The 21804-nt window shown below is 53.9% G+C and carries 21 protein-coding genes; 10 read left to right on the top strand and 11 right to left on the bottom strand.

The features are described from left to right. Window positions 1-47: 47 nt before the first annotated feature. The 3 genes from RKA07_RS17235 (at window position 48) to RKA07_RS17225 (ending at window position 5070) form a co-directional block, all read left to right on the top strand. Complete coding sequence (locus tag RKA07_RS17235) at window positions 48-1862, top strand: sensor histidine kinase (protein ID WP_310966916.1); 1815 nt, start codon at window positions 48-50, stop codon at window positions 1860-1862. Continuing rightward, the gene (locus RKA07_RS17230) at window positions 1859-3211 is read left to right on the top strand and encodes a sigma-54-dependent transcriptional regulator (protein WP_200201953.1); all 1353 of its coding nucleotides are present in this window, start codon (window positions 1859-1861) and stop codon (window positions 3209-3211) included. Before RKA07_RS17235 ends, RKA07_RS17230 begins: the two co-directional genes overlap by 4 nt. 164 nt (window positions 3212-3375) lie before the next feature. Beyond that, complete coding sequence (locus RKA07_RS17225) at window positions 3376-5070, top strand: methyl-accepting chemotaxis protein (protein ID WP_310966915.1); 1695 nt, start codon at window positions 3376-3378, stop codon at window positions 5068-5070. Here RKA07_RS17225 and RKA07_RS17220 read toward each other — a convergent pair. The 6 genes from RKA07_RS17220 to RKA07_RS17195 form a co-directional block, all read right to left on the bottom strand. Beyond that, window positions 5051-6106: an ArsA family ATPase gene (locus tag RKA07_RS17220; RefSeq protein ID WP_310966914.1), complete on the bottom strand. Its 1056-nt coding sequence runs from the start codon at window positions 6104-6106 to the stop codon at window positions 5051-5053. The genes RKA07_RS17225 and RKA07_RS17220 overlap by 20 nt on opposite strands. A 7-nt stretch (window positions 6107-6113) precedes the next feature. Next, complete coding sequence (locus RKA07_RS17215) at window positions 6114-6392, bottom strand: cory-CC-star protein (protein WP_200201948.1); 279 nt, start codon at window positions 6390-6392, stop codon at window positions 6114-6116. A 60-nt stretch (window positions 6393-6452) separates the two neighbouring features. Continuing rightward, window positions 6453-8135, bottom strand: coding sequence for a carbon starvation CstA family protein (locus RKA07_RS17210; RefSeq protein ID WP_310966913.1), 1683 nt, complete (start codon window positions 8133-8135; stop codon window positions 6453-6455). A 175-nt stretch (window positions 8136-8310) separates the two neighbouring features. Further along, window positions 8311-9666, bottom strand: coding sequence for a PhoH family protein (locus RKA07_RS17205; RefSeq protein WP_200202115.1), 1356 nt, complete (start codon window positions 9664-9666; stop codon window positions 8311-8313). A 66-nt stretch (window positions 9667-9732) separates the two neighbouring features. Then, complete coding sequence (locus RKA07_RS17200) at window positions 9733-10224, bottom strand: CBS domain-containing protein (RefSeq protein WP_310966912.1); 492 nt, start codon at window positions 10222-10224, stop codon at window positions 9733-9735. A gap of 68 nt (window positions 10225-10292) precedes the next feature. Continuing rightward, the gene (locus RKA07_RS17195) at window positions 10293-11033 is read right to left on the bottom strand and encodes an START domain-containing protein (RefSeq protein ID WP_200201945.1); all 741 of its coding nucleotides are present in this window, start codon (window positions 11031-11033) and stop codon (window positions 10293-10295) included. Window positions 11034-11169: 136 nt separating this feature from the next. Between RKA07_RS17195 and RKA07_RS17190 the strand changes: the two genes are divergently transcribed. Next, entirely contained in the window at window positions 11170-12177 is a 1008-nt protein-coding gene (locus RKA07_RS17190; RefSeq protein ID WP_310966911.1) for a DUF2804 domain-containing protein, read from the top strand. Window positions 12178-12243: 66 nt separating this feature from the next. Here RKA07_RS17190 and minE read toward each other — a convergent pair whose 3' ends face one another. From minE to RKA07_RS17165, 5 genes are all read right to left on the bottom strand, one after another. Continuing rightward, complete coding sequence (gene minE / locus RKA07_RS17185; RefSeq protein WP_200201943.1) at window positions 12244-12495, bottom strand: cell division topological specificity factor MinE; 252 nt, start codon at window positions 12493-12495, stop codon at window positions 12244-12246. A 3-nt stretch (window positions 12496-12498) separates the two neighbouring features. Next, on the bottom strand, window positions 12499-13311 hold the full coding sequence (gene minD / locus RKA07_RS17180) for a septum site-determining protein MinD (protein ID WP_200201942.1): 813 nt from the start codon (window positions 13309-13311) through the stop codon (window positions 12499-12501). 80 nt (window positions 13312-13391) lie between these two features. After that, window positions 13392-14141, bottom strand: coding sequence for a septum site-determining protein MinC (gene minC, locus RKA07_RS17175; protein ID WP_200201941.1), 750 nt, complete (start codon window positions 14139-14141; stop codon window positions 13392-13394). Further along, a complete protein-coding gene (locus RKA07_RS17170; RefSeq protein WP_200201940.1) occupies window positions 14138-14524 on the bottom strand; it encodes a HopJ type III effector protein in 387 nt (128 codons plus the stop codon). Before RKA07_RS17170 ends, minC begins: the two co-directional genes overlap by 4 nt. Further along, complete coding sequence (locus tag RKA07_RS17165) at window positions 14524-14802, bottom strand: DUF1244 domain-containing protein (RefSeq protein ID WP_200201939.1); 279 nt, start codon at window positions 14800-14802, stop codon at window positions 14524-14526. The genes RKA07_RS17170 and RKA07_RS17165 overlap by 1 nt, the downstream gene beginning before the upstream one ends. Before the next feature lie 114 nt (window positions 14803-14916). Here RKA07_RS17165 and dinB point away from each other — a divergent pair, with 114 nt between their 5' ends. From dinB to RKA07_RS17135, 6 genes are all read left to right on the top strand, one after another. Beyond that, window positions 14917-15981 (top strand): DNA polymerase IV, encoded by a 1065-nt coding sequence (gene dinB, locus RKA07_RS17160; protein WP_200201938.1) that lies wholly within the window; start codon window positions 14917-14919, stop codon window positions 15979-15981. Window positions 15982-16378: 397 nt separating this feature from the next. Further along, window positions 16379-17416 carry an NADP(H)-dependent aldo-keto reductase gene (locus tag RKA07_RS17155; protein WP_200201937.1) on the top strand — a complete coding sequence of 346 codons (1038 nt, stop codon included), beginning with the start codon at window positions 16379-16381 and terminating at the stop codon, window positions 17414-17416. A gap of 244 nt (window positions 17417-17660) precedes the next feature. Next, complete coding sequence (locus RKA07_RS17150; RefSeq protein ID WP_200201936.1) at window positions 17661-17990, top strand: hypothetical protein; 330 nt, start codon at window positions 17661-17663, stop codon at window positions 17988-17990. Between the two features lie 205 nt (window positions 17991-18195). Further along, complete coding sequence (locus RKA07_RS17145; RefSeq protein WP_200201935.1) at window positions 18196-20406, top strand: acetyl-CoA hydrolase/transferase C-terminal domain-containing protein; 2211 nt, start codon at window positions 18196-18198, stop codon at window positions 20404-20406. Next, window positions 20406-20879 carry an FKBP-type peptidyl-prolyl cis-trans isomerase gene (locus RKA07_RS17140; protein WP_200201934.1) on the top strand — a complete coding sequence of 158 codons (474 nt, stop codon included), beginning with the start codon at window positions 20406-20408 and terminating at the stop codon, window positions 20877-20879. Before RKA07_RS17145 ends, RKA07_RS17140 begins: the two co-directional genes overlap by 1 nt. A gap of 178 nt (window positions 20880-21057) precedes the next feature. Next, window positions 21058-21786 carry a response regulator gene (locus RKA07_RS17135; RefSeq protein WP_200201933.1) on the top strand — a complete coding sequence of 243 codons (729 nt, stop codon included), beginning with the start codon at window positions 21058-21060 and terminating at the stop codon, window positions 21784-21786. Window positions 21787-21804: the final 18 nt, after the last annotated feature.

Here is a 21804-nt window from a genome sequence, read left to right as displayed (position 1 = left end):
CCGGGCGATACTCTGGCGTCCTCTAACGGTGTGGCGGGAGCCGGAATATGTCCTACCGGATAGGCGCATTTGTTGTATTTGTGATCACCCTTGCTGTGTCCTGGATGTTGGGCGGTTGGGCTGGTTACCAGCAGGTTGAGCGGGATAGCCTGGAAGAGTCGTTCCGCTACCGTCAACTTGTGGGTAATGAGCTTAACCGCTACCTGCCTATTCCGGAGTTGATGGCCGAGCATCCTTTGCTTGCGGCAGCCCTGAGCGCACCAGGCAATCCTGCCGTTGTTCATCAGGCCAATGAAGAAATGCAGCGTATGGCGACCATCGTTGGCAGCTCGGATGTGTACTTGATGGACACAACCGGGCTGACAATTGCTGCCAATAACTACCAGCAGGCCGGCAGTTTTGTTGGTCGCAATTTCAGTTTTCGCCCCTATTTCTATGAAGCTATAACATCCGGCAGGTCTGCCATCTATTTCGCACTGGGTTCCACCTCTCGGGTTCGGGGGCTGTATTTTTCTCATCCGGTGCGTGCTGAGCAAGGCCAGTTACTGGGTGTGGTGGTCGTGAAAGTTTTGGTACATGAGCTGGAATCCCAATGGCACAGGCCGGCTTCTGTGCGTGAGGCCGAAATGGTGGTGCTGGATGAAGCCGGTGTCAGTTTCCTGGCCAGTAAGCCGGAGTGGTTGTATCGCGACTTTACTGGCAGCGCTGAACAAGCACCTGGTGAGGCATCTCGCCAACGCTACCCGGATCGGGATCTCAGGCCTGTATCTCTGCAGTATCTGGGTAAGCCTTTCGGCTTGTCCGGGGCATCCGAGACCTTGCGCATTCGGGAAGATGGCCGTGCCCATGAATACCTGAGCGTTACAACACCGCTGCCGAGGCTGGACTGGACGTTGCGGGTAATGGTCAGTACGCGTTCGGTAGTATGGACCCGTCTCGGGTTCGTGCTGGGTGGCATAGCTATCTATTTTGGTGTTCTGCTGGCATGGCTGTATTTACGTGAGCGCTATCGTCGTGAGGCGGAATTGGCGCTGAGAGGGGAGCAGTTGGAGCTTAGCGTTGCCGAGCGAACGGCCGACCTGGAGCAATCCAATCGCAAACTCATGGACGAAATTCGAGAGCGTGAGCGCACCCAGAGTGAATTACGGGAAACCCAGCAGGAGCTGATTCAGGCCGCCAAGCTGGCGGTGTTGGGCCAGATGTCGGCTGGGCTTAATCACGAAATGAGCCAGCCACTTACTGCAATCCAGACTTACGCCAGAAACAGCCGACGGTTTCTGGAAAAAGGTGCCGCCGATATGGTGGATGAGAACCTTAGTGAAATTGTGCTTCTGTGCGACAAAATGGCCGAGTTGACCCGCCAGTTCAAGGTATTTGCCCGCAAATCTGAAGGGCCACCAACCATTGTGGATTTTCGCTTGTCCGTGGATGCCTCTCTGAAGATTATCGTGGCGCAGAAAAGCAGTGTGGGTATTGATATCCGGTGGAACCGCCCTGAGCAGCCTGTGCTATGTCACGGCGACCTGATCCGGATTGAGCAGGTTATGGTTAACTTGCTCGCCAATGCGGTTCAGGCTGTTGAAAGCCAGGAGCAGCCAGTTATTACAATTGATGTTGAGGAGCAGGGAGAGTGCTGGCGCTGCCTTGTGCGGGATAACGGAACCGGGCTGCCAGCAAATACCGAACAGATTTTTGAACCCTTCTTTACTACCAAGTCTGTTAAACAGGGGCTTGGGCTGGGATTGTCAATATCAAGGCAAATTGCGGATGCTTTGGGTGGCCGGCTTACGGGGCGCAATCGTAGCGACGCGCTGGGAGCGGAGTTTGAATTTACACTGCAAAAACGGGAGGCAACGGAATGACAGAACCCTCGGTAATTTTTGTTGATGATGATCCGCACATACGGAAATCAATTGCCCAAACGCTGACTCTGGAAGACTTGCCTGTACAATGTTTTGAAAGCGCCGAGGCAGGGCTTGAGGCCGTTACGCCGGATTACAGTGGTGTAGTGTTGTGCGATTACAACATGCCGGGAATGGATGGGCTGGAGATGCTAAGCGCCGTCCAGGCACTGGATAAAGCCATTCCGGTGATTATTCTGACCGGTCAGGGTGACATCAGCACGGCAGTTTCCGCCATGCAGCAAGGTGCCTACGATTTTATAGAAAAGCCCTTCAATCACGATGAACTGATTGAGCTTCTTCGGCACGCTCTGGAGAAACGCAATCTTGCGCTGGAAAACCGTCGGCTCAAGGCCCAGTTGCGCCATCTGGCCCGGCCAGGCCCCAGAATCCTTGGTGACACGCCAAGCATGCAAAAAGTGATGGATACCATCACGCCGATTCTCGATATTTCTGCCAACACCCTGCTGTTTGGCGAGACAGGTTCCGGTAAGGATGCCCTGGCTCGCTATATTCACGAGAACAGCCCGCGGGGCGCTCATAACTTTGTCGCGATCAACTGCGGAGCCGTGCCGGAAAACCTCATTGAAAGCGAGTTGTTCGGGCACGAGGCAGGCGCCTTTACCGGCGCAGACAAACGCCGCATAGGTAAGATCGAACACGCACATCGGGGCACTCTGTTTCTGGATGAAGTGGAAAGTATGCCCATGCCACTGCAGATCAAGCTGCTGCGTGTACTTGAAGAACAGAAGGTGGAGCGCTTGGGCAGCAATCAGGTGCAGGAGGTGGATGTGCGCATTATTGCCGCCACCAAAGCGGACCTGAAGGCGCTCAGTGATGAAGGGAGTTTTCGTGCCGACCTATACTATCGGTTGAACGTGGTGAAGGTGGATATTCCGCCCTTGCGGGAGCGCAAAGAAGATATTCCCATGCTGTTTCATCACTTTGTTCTGATTGCCGCAGCCCGTTACGACCGGGAGAGTATTCCTCTGGATGCGAGCCAGGCTGCGCGGCTTATGCATCACAGCTGGCCGGGAAATGTCCGTGAATTGCGTAACCTTGCCGAGCGGTATGTGCTGCTGGGTCCGGCGGCACTTGATGATAGTGAACCAGCGGCCAAGGCGGATGTGAGCGGGCGACGTACCCTGACAGAAATGATGGACAGCTTTGAGCATTCAGTGCTGACCAGTGCCTTGAATGCTTGTCAGGGGAGCATTAAAGACACCATGGTGCAGTTGGGAGTAGCCCGCAAAACCCTCTACGACAAAATGAAGAAGCACGGTCTGGACAAGGCGCAGTTTAAAGATTGAGCCCGGCGGCTGATACGCAGGCGCACGAATATTTACATGGGGGATACAAACTACGCAGTACCCTCAATGATAATTTTGATGGTTATTCTGTAGCATTCTGCCACCTTTAATAACGGGTTGAGTCTTCCGCCCATTCCTCCCAGCAGACACAAGACTTATTAGTTATGAAAAATCTGACCATTCAGACACGGGTGCTTTTATTGGCGCTTGTACCAGTGATTGTGCTCACAGCATTCCTGACGACTTACAATCTTAAACAGGCCCAAGGCATAGGCGATGAAGCGGTTGCGGGCTTTTCCGCGGATATGGAGGCAAGCAAGCGCCAAGAGCTTAAGAACTATATTGAGCTTGCCCGCACCTCGATAGCTCACCTTTATAAGCAGCCTGGCTCTGCCAATGACCCTGAAATTAAGGAGCAAGCCTGGAATATTCTGCGCCAGCTCAGGTTTGATGACTCCGGCAGCCCGGGCTACATGTTTGCCTACGACACCAGCGGTGTAAGTGTCATGCATGGCGTAAAGCCAGCCCTGGAAGGCAAGAACCTATGGGGCTTTAAAGACCCCACCGGAAAATTTCTGATTCGTGAGCTCGTTCAGGTGGCTCGTAACGGAGGAGGCTATGTCCCCTACGAGTGGGAAAACGAGAGCACCGGGCAGGTAGCCCCAAAACTGGGTTACGCCGAAATGATACCTGAGTGGAATATCATGATTGGCACGGGGTTTTGGATAGATGGTCTGGAGGCGCAGGTGGCTGCAATGGACAGCAATGTTGGTAATGCATTGAGCAACGCGGTTGTCGGCTCAATAACAACCTCCGTGATTGCGCTGGCGGTTATCGTTTTGCTGGCATTGATTGTTGTGCGCAGTATTATCCGGCCGCTGAAAACTGCAGTATCTGCAATGAACGACATCGCCAGCGGTGATGGAGATCTGACCCGCAGATTGGATGCAGGCAGCAAGGATGAGTTGGGGCAGTTGGCGACGGCATTCAATAGCTTTGCAGACCAGGTGCATGGTTTGGTTGAGCAGGTTCTCACTTCTACCCGCACCCTGAATGAGGCCTCTACAGAGTTGAGCGAAATAATGGATGAGGCTGAGCAAGGTGTGGAGCGCCAAAAATCCGAGAGTGACCAAGTGGCAACGGCCATGAATGAGATGACCGCGGCAGCTCAGGAAGTGGCGAATAATGCCAGTGAGGCCTCTGATGCAGCAGATCGCGCCAATGTTCAGGTATCTGATGCGCAGGGTTTGGTGCATGAGACCATTGAGGTGATCGGCGGCTTGTCTGAACAGGTTGAACAGGGCGTGAGTGTTATTGAGAAGCTCGGCTCAGACTCCCGCCAGATCGACTCGGTTCTGGAGGTGATCCGGGAGATCGCTGATCAGACTAACCTGCTTGCCCTGAATGCGGCTATCGAGGCTGCCCGGGCCGGGGAAGCGGGTCGAGGATTCGCGGTTGTGGCAGATGAAGTGCGGACGCTAGCGAGCAGGACTCAAAAGAGTACGCAGGAAATCCAGGAAACCATTGAACGGCTGCAATCCGGTGCAGGCAACGCAGTGAAGCTGATCGGCTCGATCAGTGAGCGAAGCGAGGCCACGGTTGCAGAGACGCGTAAGGTGAATGGTGCTCTGCAAAAGATTAATCAGGCAGTCAGTACTATTAATGATATGAACACCCAAATTGCCAGCGCCGCTGAAGAACAGACCAGTGTTTCCGAGACCATTAACCAGAATGTTCATGAGATTGTTGCAATCTCAGAGCAGACCGCTCAGGGGACGCATCGGGCAGGCATGGCTGCTCAGCGGCTAAAGGCTCTGGCCACTGATATGTCTGAACAGGTCAGTCGTTACCGGGTGTAAGTAATGAGGAGCCGACAACCGGGGTCATAAGACTGGCAAAGCGAGTGAGCGCCTCAAGCCCACTAACATCGTCTTCCATTAATGGCAGGCGCTTCTGTGGCAGATTCTTCAGCAAATCGTCGATTTCCTGCAGATGGCGGCTTTGGCGTTCAACACGGGCCTGCCAAAAGGGACTGTTTGCGGTATCCGGCATGATGCGGTTCACGATCACCCCGGCAACCGGGATGTTGGCACTGGCTAGTGCCTCTATGGCTCTGCCAGTTTCAAGAATAGGTAGCTTCTCCGGGGTCATAACGAACACGAATGCTGTGTGGTTGGTATCGTTAAGGCGGCGGCGAGTGCGTTGAAACAGCCGCTGGCGGCGTAGCAAGGTTTCGGTTAATTCCTGGCCTCGCTGGTCCATGCCTTCAACCGGGTTTTCCTCCGGGCTTTTCAGCGGGTTGTCGACACTGCGCCCTGGTGTGAGGTGCGCCAGCGCCTTGCCCAGTTTTTCAGATCGTTTGTTGTGCTTCAGTAGTCCGTCGGTCCAGGCAGCCATGATTTCCGGCAGGGTCAGCAGTCGCAAGGTATGGCCCGTGGGGGCTGTGTCGAAGATCAACAGATCGTAGTTGTTTTCGCTGTCTTCTATCAGCGTGGCCATGCGCTCCAGTATGGCCGCTTCCTGGGCGCCCGGGGATTGTGCCCCCAGCCTCAGTTGTCGCTGCAGTTCATTGATCTGGTCCGGGCCGGCAAACCGCCGCATCTGCTGCATAACCCTGTCGATGTAAGCTTCAGCCTCTGTATCCGGGTCCAGCTCCAGGGCATCCAGGTTGGGCGCCATGCGCGTTACCTGGCCTCCAATGGCCCGGTCAAAAGCATCTGCAAGGCTGTGGGCCGGGTCTGTGGAGATCAATAATACCCGACGCCCCTGATTAGCCGCAGCAACTGCAATAGCGGAGGCCGTGGTGGTTTTGCCTACCCCGCCTTTGCCACCCACCATGATAAGTTTGCGGCTGGTAATAAGTTCCAGAATATTCAGGTTGTGAGCTTGCGGCATTATTTCCTCAACAGCAGCGGAAGTTGTCGAGCGGTGAGCGCTCCATGCCCATACGGGTATGCCAGTCGTGGAACCGCTCGAGCATGAGTGGTTGCAGCTCCATGCAGTACCAGCCTGCGGGATTGGGGATGCCCATCATTTCACTGAACACCAGTAGCATGAAGAGGTCGTCTTCGTCCCGCCGGGCGCGGGCAATGGCCGCTCTGTAGGGTGCGTTGTAGTACTCGGCGCCAGCTTGACTGGCTTTTTGGTAAAGGTATTTCAAACGGGACAGTGTCTTTTTCATCAACGACTCCCGGGATATGAAACTGGCCAGGCCAGGCCTGGCCAGCTATTCACGCAGTGCTCAGTCGCCTGCCGATGACAGGCGCATTTCTGCCTTGGCCCGCTTCAGGGCGGCAATGCACTCCAGGGTGACAAAAATGGCAGCCACAAGAACCACCAGGTCCATGGTGAACAGGAACCAGTCTGCCTTGTCGTAGAAGCCTTTGAGCTGAATCAGCAAGGCAAAGAGCGACATGGCGAGTACAAACACCAATGGTGCCAGGGTGTAGAACGTGGGCGAACCTTTGCGCACCAGCATAACGGTGACAACCAGAAGGGTCAGGCCTGCCAGAAGCTGGTTGGTGGTGCCAAATAGCGGCCATATGAGTAGTCCGCCGGAGCCATCCGCGCCACCAGCGCCGAAAGCCAAAGCCAGGCAAGTACCCACAGACAGCAGTGTGGCCGGTAATGGCTTGGCCATCCACTTGATGTTATAGATCTCACCCCACTCCTGGAAAATATAGCGCTGCAAGCGCAGGCCGGTATCCATGGTGGTGCCTGCAAAGAGGGCAGCCATAACGGTCAGCATGGTGGCAGCAACAGCCATGTCGAGGCCGGTACCGGCGCTCAGGATGGTTGCACCGCCGTTTACAAATGCCAGCACGCCGCCTTGGCCAAAGGAGTGATACATGGCCTGCCAGTCCGCGAGGGAAGCAAAGCCGGCTGTGGCGGCAATAATGGCGGCCAACGCCAGTGCGCCTTCACCGGTTGCACCAAAGTAGCCCACAAAACGGGCGTCGGATTCCTTGGCCAGTTGTTTGGATGTGGTGCCGGAGGCAACCAGGCCGTGAAAGCCGGAAATAGCACCACAGGCAATGGTTACGAACAGTAGCGGAATCATTGAGGGTGTGCCTGCCGGTACATCAACGTTGATCATGGGCGCGACCACAGTGGGGTTTGCGATCAGTACGGCGGCGTAGAGTGCAGCCAGCCCTACGAACAACTGCAGGCCGTTAATGTAATCCCGGGGCTGGAGCAGTACCCACACAGGCAACAGCGATGCGATGGCTGCATACACAAACAGGATAATGATCCAGGCTGCACTGGGTGACAGCCCGGCAACGGATTCGGGGAGTGACACCGGCATGGAAGGGCCAATGTAAATCAGGAAATACAGCGCAATCACGCCAACAATTGAAACCAGTGCCAGGCTCATTTTTGCCCGGTAGATGGCCTGGCCAATCACCAGAGCCACGGCTATGGCGCCCCAAACAGGAACGACTGCGCCAGGGTTGTTGATCAGCAGTTTGGCGATAACAACGCCAAATACCGCGTTCACCATCAGCAGAACCAGGAAAATCACAATGGAGAAGATGGCCCTGGCACGGCCGCCAACCACTTCGCCAGTGAGGGTGCCTACTGACTTGGCCTTGTTTCGTACACTGGCCCAGATGGCGCCAAAATCGTGAACGCCTGCGAAGAAGATGGTGCCCAGGGTGACCCACAAAAAGGCGGGCAGCCAGCCCCAGATAACGGCAATTGCTGGCCCAACAATGGGTGCAGCGCCTGCTACGGATGTGAAGTGGTGGCCCCAGAGAACAAATTTATTGGTGGGGACAAAGTCGATGCCGTCTTCAAATTCTTCAGCCGGGGTTTTAAAGCTGTCGCTCAGTTTGAAAACAACGTGTGCGAGAAATTTCGAGTAAACGAAAAATCCCAGTGCCATGCCCCCAAGCCCGAGTACCATCAATATAATAGAGCTCATCGATGCCTACCTGCCTAATTTGTTTGAGTAGCGGTGTGTTTCGAAGTATAGACCATCGCGGATGGATGCAGTTTGAGTACATCCTGGATGGCGTGAGGGGCAGTGTATCTAATCTGTGCCGAAACGAGGCCATTCCGGCACAGATCTTGGACTAAAGGTGTAGGTAGGGAGGCGCTTACAGGTTGGCTTCTGCAAATTCTGCCAGCAGTGAGCGTGGCACTCCTTGCAAGTGAATGTGCCCACCGTGGCTGAAGGTTTTGAAGCGTTCGGTCATGTAGGTCAGGCCGGAGCTCAAAGCGCTCAGGTATGGTGTGTCAATCTGTGCCAGGTTGCCCAGGCAGATCACTTTGGAGCCATTACCTGCACGGGTAATGATGGTCTTGATCTGATGCGGAGTCAGGTTCTGGGACTCATCAATAATGATCAGGCTGTGCTGGAAACTGCGGCCACGAATGTAGTTCATGGATTTGAAGTGCAGAGGAACCTTGCTGAGAATGTAGTCCACACTGGCGGTCATGTTCTCATCGTCTTCGTGCAGCGCTTCCAGGTTGTCCACAATGGCGCCCAGCCAGGGCTCCATTTTTTCCGCTTCGGTACCGGGCAGGAAGCCAATGTCTTCATCCAGGCCTTGTGTTGAGCGGGTGGCAATAATCCGTTTATAAAGCTTGCTGGCCACCGTCATTTCGATGCAGGCGGCCAGCGCAAGAATGGTTTTACCGGAGCCGGCTGAACCGGTGAGGTTCACCAGGTGGATATCAGGATCGAGCAGCAGGTGCAGCGCCATGGCCTGATAAATATCCCGCGGCACCAGGCCCCAGACTTCTTCGTTCATCAAGTCGTGCTGGTGCAGATCCCGGATCACCACCTGGGTGTCGGTAATGTTGACCACCCGGCCTATAAACCCCTGCTCATCAAGAACGAACTCGTTGATGTTCAGCTTGGCCAGCTCACCTTCCCGCTTGAGGATGTGTTCGGTTAGCCCGTCTCGCTGCAATGTTTCTACTTTGGCAATGGTGTCCCAGAATGAGTTCGGAAACTCCATGTAGCCCTTTGGGAGCAGGTCGATGTCATCAACCAACTGGTCATTCTGGTAGTCCTGGGCTTCAACACCAAAGCCACGGGCCTTCAACCGCATGTTGATGTCTTTGCTGACGAGAATGATATCCCGGGACTTGTGCCGTTGCTGAAGCGCGGCAAGGGTGTTGATAATCTTGTTGTCGTTCAGGTGCTCGGGTAATGAGTGGCCACTGGCATGCTCGGTGCTCATCAGTATGGAGAGGGTGCCCAAGGGTTTAGCCATTTTGGCTCTTACAATGGGCACACCTTTTTCTATCTCTTTCGGGCTGGCATCCCCAAGCAGGCGGTCAATGGTGCGGATTGCCTGGCGACAGTCGGCAGCGACACTTTGTTTGCCGGATTTAAGGCCGTCGAGTTCTTCAAGAACGGTCATCGGGATGATGACATCGTGTTCTTCAAAATTGAGGAGGGCGTTGGGATCGTGGATCAGGACGTTGGTGTCGAGGACGTACATGGTTCTTCGGGCTTGCGGTGCACTTTCCGGTGTTCTGGGCATAGGGGGCGCTACCTCTGTGGTGGTTCAGCTGTTACTGGCACAGCGTTGCGTAAGCTCCTCATTCGAGACGATTTTCAGCATATCATAAGTGGTTACGATGCCGGTTATCCTGGCGTCTTTGGTGACAAAAATCCGGTGTAGATGCTCTTTCATCATGATATTGGCTATGTCGCGCACCGGTGTTGTTTCATCAACCGATAATACAATGGGGGTCATGATATCCCGCACTTCTACCGGCACTTTGCCCATCTCCTCAAAAAGCACCATGCGCAGGCGGCGGGCTTCCTGATGTTCTTCAGCGGTGAGTTTATCACTGGACTCAGACCGCTTGGCGTTCCAGCGAAACTCCGCAATGTCCTTTAAGGTGGCGATGCCAATAATTTCACCGGATTCATCCGTAACAGGGCTGCCCGTGATTTCATTGTCGGTCAGGAATCTGGCCAGGCGATCCATTGTCCAGGATTGTGGCACTGCCTTGATGCTAGGCGTCATTATTTCGTGTGCGAGCACTGTCATTGAGTGATCTCTGCTTTGTGAAGTCCTTTCACCAGAGCTTAGCGTTTCGCGCCCAGCCCGTCACCTTTTCAGTTGCCGCTGGTTTGCCTTACATCAACCAGTTGGCCGCTTTCGTCATAGATCAGGCTAAAGCCCTGATAGCGCTCTTTGCTTGCTACCCGCTCTAGCTCTTCCAGGGAACTTACCGGTATATCAACGAGGAGGGTGTTAACCAGCCAACCAGGCAGGGCGCCCTTTGGATCAGTATGTTGCAGCCAGATCATTCGGGTTTTACCGTTCTCGGGAATCAACCGGTACCGGGTGTTGGATAGATCAACCCTTACGCGATTACTAACCTCTGCACGCATCTCTGGCACAGCGCTCATTTGCATAACGATCTCACCAGAAGCTTTGCTCCCCTGTGTGTGAACGCTAAGGACATAGTCACGATCGGTTACCGGCCAAGGCAGGTCGTTTACTGAGTAGACGTAACGCTCATGAAAGTTACCTTTGCCCACAGCATAGGATTCCGTGCAGTTAAGCAACCACTCCATGCAGGATGCGGGGTTCTGCATCACGGCCATAATGGATTCGATCGGGGCATCAATCAGGGCTTCGGCTTTGAATGCCTGAAAGCTGGAATCGCTCTGGCGCATGGTGTAGATGTGGATGTCGCCGGATTCCTTGCGCAAGCTCCATACGTCGCTGTCTTCTCCCGGTAGCGCCGCGCTAACAGTAGTGGTCGCCATTGCAGAAACCAGCAGGGCAAAGATTGCACCGCTGATGACTGAGGCCCAGTCTTTAAAGCCGTGGGCTTCGGTCTTGTTCATAAGCTACACTTCCTTGAAAAAATTGGGCAGAGTCTATCACGAGGTGGCGGGCAGTATGGGCCCGAAGCAGGGGATTGTGAACCAGGTTACTGCCCGGTGAAGCAGTTCGATAAATTGGCCTGATCTGACGACAATTATGACGACAAAGAAACTGATTGATGCCAAGGGGCGCTTTGCACCCGGCATACTGAGCCAGCCAGTCGAAGAAATAAACTATCTGGATTACGACCTGCGCACGGTAATGGATAAACCTCGCTCCGGGTTCGCCCGGCGCTGGCGGTTTAACCAGTTCCAGTTTGTGAGTGTCACCGGTCCCGGGTGGGTGTTTGGTATGGCTCTGGTGGATTTGAAGCTGATGGGAAGCGGCTTTTTCTATCTCTATGATTTTGCATCCGGGCAGATGCTTGAGCACAGCTTTATGAACCCTCTGGCAGTGGGAACTCGAATTGAACCTTACCCGGAGCATGGCCAAGCCTCGTTCAGAAAAGGGAAGGTTTCCATGCGCATTCTGCCTTTCGCCGGCGGAAGGGCAATCTCCGTGTCGGCTCCTGGTGGCATTCGCGTGGAGTTGACGCTGAAAGAGGATAATGATCCTCTGCGGCTAGTGTGCCCTGCTGGCTACAATGGTTGGGTGTTCACCCGGAAATCGGCGGGTTTGCCGGTTGACGGCGAGATTCGCTGGGGGCATCAAATCTGGCGGTGTGATGACAGCACTCGTGGTGCTGTTGACTGGAGTTGCGGCTTTATGCGCCGTGAAACGGCCTGGAATTGGGCGAGCCTGTCTGGACAACTGCCCGATGGTCGCTCAATCGGGCTTAACCTGGCATCGGGCGTTAATGAAACCGGTATGACAGAGAACGCTCTGTGGCTGGATGGGCAGTGCCAGACTCTTGGGGCAGCCCGGTTTAGCTTCGATCGCTACAGTCCCGGGAATGATTGGCATGTAAACACGGTAGATGGCCGGGTAGATCTGCATTTTGTGCCGGCCACGGCTCGAAAGGAAAAGCTGAATGCACGGCTACTGGCCTCCAACTTCCGGCAGTATGTAGGCACCTTCAATGGAAGCCTTATTGATGAGGGTGGCAGCAGGGTTGAGGTTCAGGGTTTGCAAGGGTTCATGGAGGACCATTTTGCTCGGTGGTAAGGGCAGCGAGCGTTGGCCTGCAGGGCGCGGGCCAACGCTCGTTTGTATCACCGGGCGCTGAGGGGCTCAGCGTTCAGGCAGGGTGACATTCAGCTCCAGAACGGAGCAGCTACCATGCCGGTCTACTTCTACCTGAACCATGTCATCGCTGATCTGGACATATTTGCGAATAACCGCCAGTATTTCCTGCTGCATTTGCGGCAGGTAGTCGGGCTGATCGCGCTGCCCACGCTCGTGAGCCACAATAATCTGCAAACGCTCTTTTGCCACATTGGCGGAGCTTGATTTCTTGCCTCTGAAATAGTCGAGGAAACTCATCCGTTAGCCCCCCTTGAACATCCGTGAAAAGAAACCTTTTTTCTGGCTGGTCATGAAGCGGTGTTCGCGCTCCTCACCCAGAAGGCGTGCAACGGCGTCATCATATGCTTGGCCAGCATCGCTCTCAGTTTCGAGGATAACCGGCAACCCCTGGTTGGAGGAGTTGAGAACAACCTGGCTTTCCGGGATAACACCCAGCAAAGGGATGGCGAGAATTTCCTCAACATCTGCCACGGATAGCATTTCGCCCCGTTCGACCCGCTCCGGGTTGTAACGAGTCAGGAGCAGGTGCTCCTTAACCGGCTCTTCACCCATTTCCGCACGGCGGGATTTGCTTTGCAGAATGCCAAGAATGCGGTCGGAGTCCCGAACTGATGATACTTCCGGGTTGGTAACAACAATGGCCTCATCCGCATAGTACAGCGCCATCTGAGCCCCGTGCTCAATGCCGGCCGGGGAGTCGCAGATAATGTAGTCGAAGGTTTCGGCAAGTTCGTTAATGACCTTTTCAACACCCTCTTTGGTGAGCGCTTCTTTTTCCCGGGTTTGTGAGGTCGGGAGTATGTAGAGGGTATCAACCCGTTTGTCACGGATTAGCGCCTGATTGAGCGTTGCATCGCCTTGTATAACGTTTACAAAGTCATACACCACGCGGCGTTCGCAGTTCATGATCAGATCGAGGTTGCGCAGGCCCACATCAAAATCCACCACCACGGTTTTGTGGCCGCGTTTGGCAAGACCGGTGCTTATGGAGGCGCTGGTGGTGGTTTTACCAACGCCGCCCTTTCCTGAAGTTACGACAATAATTCTAGCCAAGGTTTGTTTCCTGTATCTCGTGGATTCGTCGTGTCAGCCGGTTGTATAGCCCGGTCAAATTATTCTGTTCGATTCCAGTATCAGGCCTTGTCCAGTGGTGCTACCACCAGCAAGTCGTCCCTGAGCTGAATTTGCACAGCGTTTTTCCAGCCGTTGTCCTGAAGATCTTCGGAGATTTTATAGTGTCCGGCGATGGACACAAGCTCTGCCTCAAGGGATTGGCAGAAAATTCTTGCGGACTCCGAGCCATGAATGCCTGCGAGCGCCCGGCCGCGCAGTGGGCCGTAGACATGAATGCTACCCGCAGCCAGCACTTCTGCGCCGGCCTGAACCGGCGCCAGAATAACCAGATCGCCATCGGGAGCGTGAACCTGTTGGCCGGAACGCACTGGCTGGTTGATGATTTTTGTGGGAGCGGCTTCTTTTATTGTCTGCGGCGCGGGCGCTGCAGGAGAATCAGCCGCTTGGGCTGTGGCTTGGTGATCCCTGTCTCTTTGCCCGCCTCCGGGCATCAGGGCCAGAGAGGCTCCGCGCGCCAAGCGGCGTTGATCGTCATTCCCGCCACGAACGCCGATAACATGAATGCTGTTGCGGCGGCAGGCACCAATTATCTTGAAGAAATCCAGCTCGCTGTCGAGGCCTTCGTATTTCTCCAGACTGATGATAAGAGGGATATCCCGAAAGAACCCGGGAGCCTGGCTGATTTTGTTCCTCAGCATCTCTTCAAATTCGTCGTTGTCGAAGTAATACAGCTCCAGTGCAGTCATGGAAACGCTGGCGCTTTTCAGCTGGAATACCTGCTGTACCCCTGATGTGGTGGTGTTGCTCATGAACGGGTGTCTTCCTTGATGGATGGCTCGGCAGGGCGGCGCAGGCGCAGGGGTGCATCTTCAAAGCGAATGCCAGACCAGCCGGTGCCCATGAATTGGCGAATGTTGCTGTGGCTTTCTCCAGCGGGGTCGTCTAGCACCTGCTGATAATGTTGAGCAAACAGTTTTAGCGTGTCTGCTTCATTGAGGGTGCAGTATAGGCCCAGGCCAAATACTCTGCATGAACCTGAGTTGTCACCTGCGGCGTTAAATAAAGGGCCGTTATGAAAGCCTGCCGGGCTGTAGTCGAAGTGCCGCTCTATCAGGGCCAGGGTGTCATCAAAATCGGCATGCCCGCCACCTATTGAAGCCAGATGAATGCGTACAGCCTCATTTACATTCATTACTTGTGATCCTGTTTGGGACCTGTTTGATGCAGGGCTTTCCACTCTTCGTACGGCATGCCGTAAATCTCTTCCCTGGCAGCCGGGTCTGATATCTCAAAACCGCGTTCACTGGCTTCTGCCCGATACCATTTGGAAAGACAGTTGCGGCAGAACCCGGCCAGATTCATGAGATCAATGTTCTGAACCTCGGGATTGTCTCCCAGGTGTTTAACCAGGCGGCGAAAAGCTGCAGCTTCAATTTCAGTACGCTTGGAGTCTGGAATAGAGTTCGACATGGTGCCTCAATATGCGATTTGATGGTTGGCTTGGGGTTCCTGACATTCTCAGCATCTTACTTTAAGATACAAGACTGTATAAATGTACAGAAAATTGACGCGAGCCCAATGATTATGCCTCAACGCAAGATCATCCACGTGGATTGTGACTGCTTTTATGCTGCAGTTGAAATGCGTGATGACCCAACACTGCGTGAAGTGCCGCTGGCGGTAGGCGGCGAAGGCGGTCGTGGTGTAGTAACTACCTGTAATTATAAAGCCCGGGCTTTCGGTGTGCGCTCGGCCATGCCGGGTGGTGAAGCCCGCCGGCTATGCCCGGGGCTGGTTACTGTGCCTCCTGATATGGCCCGTTATCGAGCGGCGTCACAGAAGGTGATGGGTATTCTGCGGGAGCTGACCGATATGGTTGAGCCTTTATCTCTGGATGAGGCTTTTCTGGATGTGTCTGATGTTACCGATCACAAGGGCAGCGCCACACTGATGGCCCGCTATCTGCGGGAACGGGTGGAAAAGGAAGTGGGCATTACTATTTCTGCCGGGGTCGCTCCCAATAAATTTCTTGCCAAAATTGCCAGTGATTGGCAAAAGCCTGATGGGTTGTTTGTGGTGAAGCCTGATGAGGTAGACGGGTTTGTCCGCGAACTTAAGGTTGAGAAACTGTTTGGCGTGGGGCAGGTAACGGCGGCTAAACTGCATGCGCTGGGCGTTAAAACATGTGGCGATTTGCAGGCGTTGGGCGTTGATGTATTGATCGAGCGTTTTGGTAAGCAGGGCTATCGTTTGCATGAAATGGCCCATGGCCGGGATGAGCGGCCAGTGGTGGTTTCCAGAATTGCCAAATCTGTGAGCGTGGAACGTACGTTTTCTCAGGATTTGCCAGATGTGACGGCTTGTGAAACTGTGCTGGCGTCACTGACTGCTGACCTTAATCTCCGCCTTGCCCGTAAGGGCCGGGACAAGCCGATACATAAGCTGTTTATAAAAATACGCTATAGCGATTTTTCTACCCACACCCTGGAGCGCGTGCGGGAGAATATTAAAGAGCCAGAGTTTGAGGACTACCTGCCACTACTTACAGAGCTGGTTTCAAATCGCGAGCGGCCGGTTCGCCTGCTGGGGCTTGGAGTGCGATTTCGCAATGATGATGCACCGGTCACCCAGCTGAGATTGTTTGATTGAGTTTAGCCTGGGCAGTAGTGCCAGGCCCGGGCCAGTAACACGCTCCAGTAAGGGGGTAGCCAAGATCAGTGCGTACCAAAACCACCCATCACCTAGCCGGCTTCCCAGTTGGCAATAGCGCATTTCTGGCCAAAACTCAGCAATTTTGTTTATGTGCTGGCAGAGGGCGTATTCACGCTGACCTGCGAGTTCAAATAAGCGGAATGCCTTGCTGCTTTCTGACACAGGGGGCGAGCCTTTAAGTTTGCGTGCACCCCGGCGTGCCTGAGCGGTTTTCATCATGACGTTCCCCCTGGTTTTTATTACTATGTCTCAACCATGGAGATTGCAGGCGACAAGCCCGCGACACTCTTGTGACATTCTTTTGACGCACCCAACAACCTGAATCGGAGACGCAATGCAAACCCGAAAGCTAGGCCGTACGGACATTGATGTCAGCCTTATATGCCTTGGCACCATGACCTGGGGTGAGCAGAACACGGAGCAGGAAGCTTTTGAGCAGCTGGACTATGCCACCTCTGAAGGTGTGAATTTTATTGATGCCGCAGAGATGTACCCGGTGCCGCCTCGGGCAGAGACCCAGGGCCTGACGGAGACTTATCTGGGCAACTGGCTGGCGCAGCGTGGTCGCCGGGACGATCTGGTGATCGCCTCTAAAGTGGCCGGGCCCGGTAATGGGCTCAGTTACCTGCGAAATGGCCCCCGCCTTACCCGAGATCACATTGTTGAGGCCTGTGAGGCAAGCTTGAAGCGCCTGCAGACAGACTATATTGATCTGTACCAGGTGCACTGGCCGGATCGCAGCACCAATTTTTTCGGCAAACTCGGCTATCAGCCTGACCCGAAGGAAAAGTCCACGCCAATTGAAGAGACCCTCGAAGCGCTCAACGAGTTAGTCAAGGCGGGAAAGGTCCGACACATCGGAATTTCCAACGAAACACCATGGGGTGCCATGGAATATCTCCGCCTGGCTGGAGAGAAAGGTTTGCCGCGAATTGCCAGTATCCAGAACCCTTACAATCTGCTGAACCGCTCTTTTGAGGTGGGACTGGCCGAAATAGCCCATCGGGAACAAACGGGCTTGCTGGCCTATTCGCCGCTGGCCTTCGGCATGCTGTCTGGTAAGTATATGGGTGGTAAGTGGCCGGAAAAGGCTCGACTCACCCTGTATGAGCGGTTCAGCCGCTATACCAGTGAAAGAGGGGTAGATGCGACTCGAGCCTATGCAGAACTCGCGAGACATATAGGTTTGTCTCCGGCCCAGATGGCACTGGCCTATGTAAACAGTCGCAGTTTTGTGACCAGTAACATCATCGGTGCGACCAGCATGGAGCAGCTCCGGGAAAACCTCGGCTCATGCAATGTGAACCTGAGCCAGGATACGTTGGAAGCTCTCGAAACGATTCATCATGAATTTACCTACCCTTGCCCTTAGCAAGAGTCAAAGACTTCCAGTTTCCCCTAAGTTTCTGACGCCAAAAGGAATTGGCAGCTTTGAGCGTGGAAGTCGTTACATTCTGAAATATAGGTGATCATATATTGACAAAATGTGTGCAGAAGCGTGACAAAAAAGAGGCGTGACTGCGCGCGATTTCACATCTTTTTGCCGCTGAGGGGTTAGACTTTAGTCAATGGGGTGAGTAAACTTCTAATCCGTTTAAAAGGTCGCTGTAAGTATCATGATTATCCGCATATTTGTCACATTGCTTGTTCTCAACGTCGCCGCGTTTGTGGTTCGTGCTGAGGCGTCGGAGCGCGCGTTTGAGGCGACTAGCGAAAGCATGACAGTAGAATATGTCTACGAGTTGCCCCAGCGGATGTCCCGCGATTTTGATGAAGACGATGCCGATGCGGTTGCTGTTGCCGAAATAGGCTCTCGTTTGTTAAGCCTTTCTTTGGTGCGCACGAACGATAACGGCAAGCACTACGCCTCCCAGCCGGCTCAGGCTGACCATGGTATCGCGCTGCTTAATGAAGGTGCCTGCCTGAATCTGAAATGGAATTTCTGAATCTGTAGTCTGCAATTCCTGATCACCTCCTTTGCTTAATATCTCTTGCACGCACCCCTGATCCGACCCTTCTTTGTAATATCTTTTTCTCGCAATACATTGGTTTAACGCCAGATTAATGATCTGGTGCATTGTCTGCCTGCATGTCTCATGTGATGATTCCCAGATAGTAGTTATATGTTGAATGATCAATGAGGATCTCTATATGGCGGTAAGCAGCAAACAGCGCTCAAATAACACGGAGCGTTGCGTGGATGACGTAATCCGCCGGGTGGGCAAGAACATTACCTTGGGGTTACCGCTGGGTCTTGGAAAGCCTGTCCGCTTCGTAAATGCGCTCTATCAGAGAGCGAAAGACGATCCTGAAATAAATCTGCATATTTTTACTGCCCTTTCGTTGCTGGCACCTTCCGGCAGCTCGTCGCTGGAAAAGCGCTTTATGGGACCGTTTGCAGAGCGCCTCTATGGCGGCATTCCGGTTCTTCAGTATGCGCAGGATGTTAACAAGAACAATCTGCCCCCCAATGTTCAGGTGTCGGAGTTTTTCTTCAAAGCGGGAAGTTACCTAAATAATCGCAGTCAGCAGCGCCATTACGTGTCGACCAACTATACCCATGCCGTTCGTGACCTTATGGACCTCGGGGTTAATGTGGTGGCGCAAATGGTGGCCCCAGGCGAGCTGCATGGGGCGCCGGGCATGGTAAGCCTGAGTTGCAACCCTGACCTGAGCCTCGACCTACTGCCTCTGCTGAGGGAACGGGAAACGGCTGGAACCCCGGTGGCTATTGTGGGTGAAATTAATCGTCAGATGCCTTGGTTTGGTCGCGACGCGGCTATTGCGGAAGATGAGTTTGACATGGTGTTTGAGCATCAGGCTTCCGAGTACCCGCTGTTCTCTGCGCCTCAGATGGCCATTAGTCCCGCAGACCACATGATCGGCTTTTACGCCAGCACACTGCTTAAAGATGGCGGCACGCTGCAGGTGGGTATTGGTTCTCTCGGGGCGGCGCTTGTGCACAGCACCATATTGCGTCACAAGAATAACGCCGCCTGGCGGGCTGTTTACGACAATTTTAATGTTGCGGAGCGGTTTCCGCTGGCGGAAAAGGAAGGTGGAACCGGCCCCTTTGATAAAGGGCTCTATGGTTGCAGCGAGATGATGGTCGATGGCTTTCTGTACCTTATGGAAGCAGGGGTTTTGCGGCGTGAAGTATATGATCATGCAGACCTGCAAATACTGATCAACAACGGCAACATTGAAGAGCGGGTTTCCCTCGATACCCTCGACGTACTGAGGCGGGAAGGGCTGATTGATTCACCCATGCGGGCCCGGGATGTAACCTGGCTGAAGCGTTACGGCATTCTCCGTGACGCGGTTGAATTTAAAGGTGGCCGGTTGCGGATAGGAGACCATTCACTCAACGCCGATCTGGATGATCCCGAGGCGAGAGAGGCAATGGCGTCTCTGGCGCTTGGTGAAAGGCTTACTGGCGGAGTTGCCATGCACGGAGGGTTCTATGTGGGCCCCCAGCAGTTCTACCAGTCACTGCGAGAGCTCTCCGATGAGGATCGCGATCGCATATGCATGACCAGTGTCAGCTATATCAATCATCTTTATGATCACCGTTTCGGTAATCAGCGTCTCAAGGCAGCTCAGCGCATCCACAGTCGGTTTATCAACACGGCAATGATGTATACCCTGGGCGGTGCAGCGGTTTCCGACGGGCTTGAGGATGGTCGGGTGATCAGCGGTGTGGGTGGCCAGTACAATTTTGTCTCTATGGCGCACGAGCTGCCTGGTGCCCGGTCGATTATTGCCTTGCGCAGCAGCCGAAACGCCAGGGGCAGGGCGGTGTCCAATATTGTGTTCAGTTATGGTCATTGTACGATTCCCCGTCATCTGCGGGATGTGGTGATTACGGAGTATGGTATGGCAGATCTGCGTGGCCAGCCGGATGAGCAGGTTTATCTGCGCCTGATCCGCATTGCAGATTCCCGTTTTCAGCAGGGCCTTCTGGAGCAGGCGCAAAAAGCAGGCAAGGTGGATGCGAAGTTCCGTTTGCCGGCCAGTTGGTTGAACAACACGCCAGATGCCATTGCCAGAACATTTGCTGAGGCTGGCGGTAAAGATTGGTTCCCTCCGTTTCCCTTTGGCCGGGACTTTACTGATCAGGAGTTGGTGCTTGGTAAAGCCCTCAAAAAACTCAAGGCCGAAACTTCGACCCGTCGTGGTAAACTGGCAACCCTCATGCAAGCTGTTCGGGCCAAAGATGAAGAGGGGCGTTATGCAGAATTACTGCAACGCATGGGCCTGCACCAGCCTTCGGGCCTGCGTGAAAAACTGGATCAGCGCCTGGTGATCCACGGCTTGCAGCTCACAGAAAACCCAACGGATACAGGAAAGTCGAAAGCCTGATGGAATCTCCTCAAGAAAAACCTGATGTTTTCACGGTTCACTATGTGCTCAAGAACAAGATTGGCGAGCTGGTTGACACCTCGGAGGGTGGTGAGCCCTTACACTTTCTATATGGCAGCCCGGATGTCATTGAGGGTATCCAGAAAGCGGTAAAAGAGCGCAATGTCGGCGACTGTCTGGAGGTTACGGTTCCCCCTTCAATGGCATACGGCGAACACCGTGATGACCTGGTTCGGAAGGTGCCCCGGTCAATGTTTGAGGGGGTAGAAAAGCTGCAGGTTGGCATGAAGTTTCAAACCAATACCGGTGAAAATGCCCAGATTGTTCAGGTTATGGGGTTTGACGGTAATCTTGTGCGGATTGATGCAAATCATCCGCTTGCGGGTTTCACCCTGTATTTTGATCTGGAAATCATTGGGCGCCGCGAAGCGACTGATGATGAAATCGCTCAGGGCCGGCCGCTGTTTGAGTGAATTAAGTGGTTGCATGCCGAATTTGGTAGAGCTCAATGGGTGTAACCAGGTGTAACCGCATGATCGTTCCATGTATATTTCTGAATAGCATGTATAATTGCTGTTACATCAGGTTGTCTGTATCGTCAGATGCAGACGAAATAATGGACCCGGAAAATAAAATAAGAGATGGACGCCTGTGGAACAGACGAACGAAAGTTGGCGAATTCTTATTGTCGAAGATGATGAGCGACTGGCTGAGCTAACCCGTGAATACCTTGAGAGTAACGGTTTGTCCGTGTCCCTCGAAACTCATGGTAGCCCTGCCGTAGAGCGAATCAGAAATGAGCAGCCGGATCTTGTTGTGTTGGATCTGATGTTGCCCGGGGAAGATGGGCTGTCCATCTGTCGCCGTGTACGGCCATTTTATTCCGGCCCTATCATCATGCTTACCGCACGGACTGACGACCTTGATCAGGTGCTGGGGCTTGAGATGGGAGCAGATGACTACATCAGCAAACCCGTCAAACCTCGTGTGCTTCTTGCAAGAATCCGAGCCTTGCTGCGCCGTGTTACGGAAAGTGCGCAAAACACCGCAGATGAGGCAAGCGCTGAAGAGCCAACGCGCCTGCAGTTCAACAACCTGGTTGTAGATCGCTCCATGCGTGAAGCCTGGCTTAGCGACGAAAGTATTGACCTGACCAGCGCTGAGTTCGATCTGTTGTGGCTACTGGCGAGCAACGCCGGCCGCGTGTTGAGCCGGGAAGAAATCTTCACTGCGTTGCGGGGCATAGAATACGACGGTCAGGACAGGTCAATTGACGTTCGGGTCTCCCGGATTCGCCCGAAAATCGGCGATGACCCTGTTCACCCCCGCAGAATCAAGACCGTTCGAAGCAAAGGCTACCTGTTTGTGAAGGAAGTCTGACGATTCAGTCTTTGGCGT

Origin of the sequence: Marinobacter xiaoshiensis, from assembly GCF_031631795.1 — a bacterium.
Taxonomy (GTDB): domain Bacteria; phylum Pseudomonadota; class Gammaproteobacteria; order Pseudomonadales; family Oleiphilaceae; genus Marinobacter; species Marinobacter xiaoshiensis.
Note: the sequence above shows the minus strand (reverse complement) of the source record. Positions and strands in the feature narration are given on the sequence as shown.

What these genes read in the sequence shown, in the direction of transcription:
- RKA07_RS17210 (WP_310966913.1), bottom strand. Translation starts at nt 8,135, where the DNA reads ATGAGCTCTATTATATTGATGGTACTCGGGCTTGGGGGCATGGCACTG.
- RKA07_RS17200 (WP_310966912.1), bottom strand. Translation starts at nt 10,224, where the DNA reads ATGACAGTGCTCGCACACGAAATAATGACGCCTAGCATCAAGGCAGTG.
- RKA07_RS17170 (WP_200201940.1), bottom strand. Translation starts at nt 14,524, where the DNA reads ATGAATGTAAATGAGGCTGTACGCATTCATCTGGCTTCAATAGGTGGC.
- RKA07_RS17235 (WP_310966916.1), top strand. Translation starts at nt 48, where the DNA reads ATGTCCTACCGGATAGGCGCATTTGTTGTATTTGTGATCACCCTTGCT.
- RKA07_RS17145 (WP_200201935.1), top strand. Translation starts at nt 18,196, where the DNA reads ATGGCGGTAAGCAGCAAACAGCGCTCAAATAACACGGAGCGTTGCGTG.
- RKA07_RS17225 (WP_310966915.1), top strand. Translation starts at nt 3,376, where the DNA reads ATGAAAAATCTGACCATTCAGACACGGGTGCTTTTATTGGCGCTTGTA.
- RKA07_RS17190 (WP_310966911.1), top strand. Translation starts at nt 11,170, where the DNA reads ATGACGACAAAGAAACTGATTGATGCCAAGGGGCGCTTTGCACCCGGC.
- RKA07_RS17150 (WP_200201936.1), top strand. Translation starts at nt 17,661, where the DNA reads ATGATTATCCGCATATTTGTCACATTGCTTGTTCTCAACGTCGCCGCG.
- RKA07_RS17155 (WP_200201937.1), top strand. Translation starts at nt 16,379, where the DNA reads ATGCAAACCCGAAAGCTAGGCCGTACGGACATTGATGTCAGCCTTATA.
- RKA07_RS17220 (WP_310966914.1), bottom strand. Translation starts at nt 6,106, where the DNA reads ATGCCGCAAGCTCACAACCTGAATATTCTGGAACTTATTACCAGCCGC.
- RKA07_RS17205 (WP_200202115.1), bottom strand. Translation starts at nt 9,666, where the DNA reads ATGTACGTCCTCGACACCAACGTCCTGATCCACGATCCCAACGCCCTC.
- RKA07_RS17140 (WP_200201934.1), top strand. Translation starts at nt 20,406, where the DNA reads ATGGAATCTCCTCAAGAAAAACCTGATGTTTTCACGGTTCACTATGTG.
- RKA07_RS17195 (WP_200201945.1), bottom strand. Translation starts at nt 11,033, where the DNA reads ATGAACAAGACCGAAGCCCACGGCTTTAAAGACTGGGCCTCAGTCATC.
- RKA07_RS17215 (WP_200201948.1), bottom strand. Translation starts at nt 6,392, where the DNA reads ATGAAAAAGACACTGTCCCGTTTGAAATACCTTTACCAAAAAGCCAGT.
- RKA07_RS17230 (WP_200201953.1), top strand. Translation starts at nt 1,859, where the DNA reads ATGACAGAACCCTCGGTAATTTTTGTTGATGATGATCCGCACATACGG.
- minE (WP_200201943.1), bottom strand. Translation starts at nt 12,495, where the DNA reads ATGAGTTTCCTCGACTATTTCAGAGGCAAGAAATCAAGCTCCGCCAAT.
- dinB (WP_200201938.1), top strand. Translation starts at nt 14,917, where the DNA reads ATGCCTCAACGCAAGATCATCCACGTGGATTGTGACTGCTTTTATGCT.
- minC (WP_200201941.1), bottom strand. Translation starts at nt 14,141, where the DNA reads ATGAGCAACACCACCACATCAGGGGTACAGCAGGTATTCCAGCTGAAA.
- RKA07_RS17165 (WP_200201939.1), bottom strand. Translation starts at nt 14,802, where the DNA reads ATGTCGAACTCTATTCCAGACTCCAAGCGTACTGAAATTGAAGCTGCA.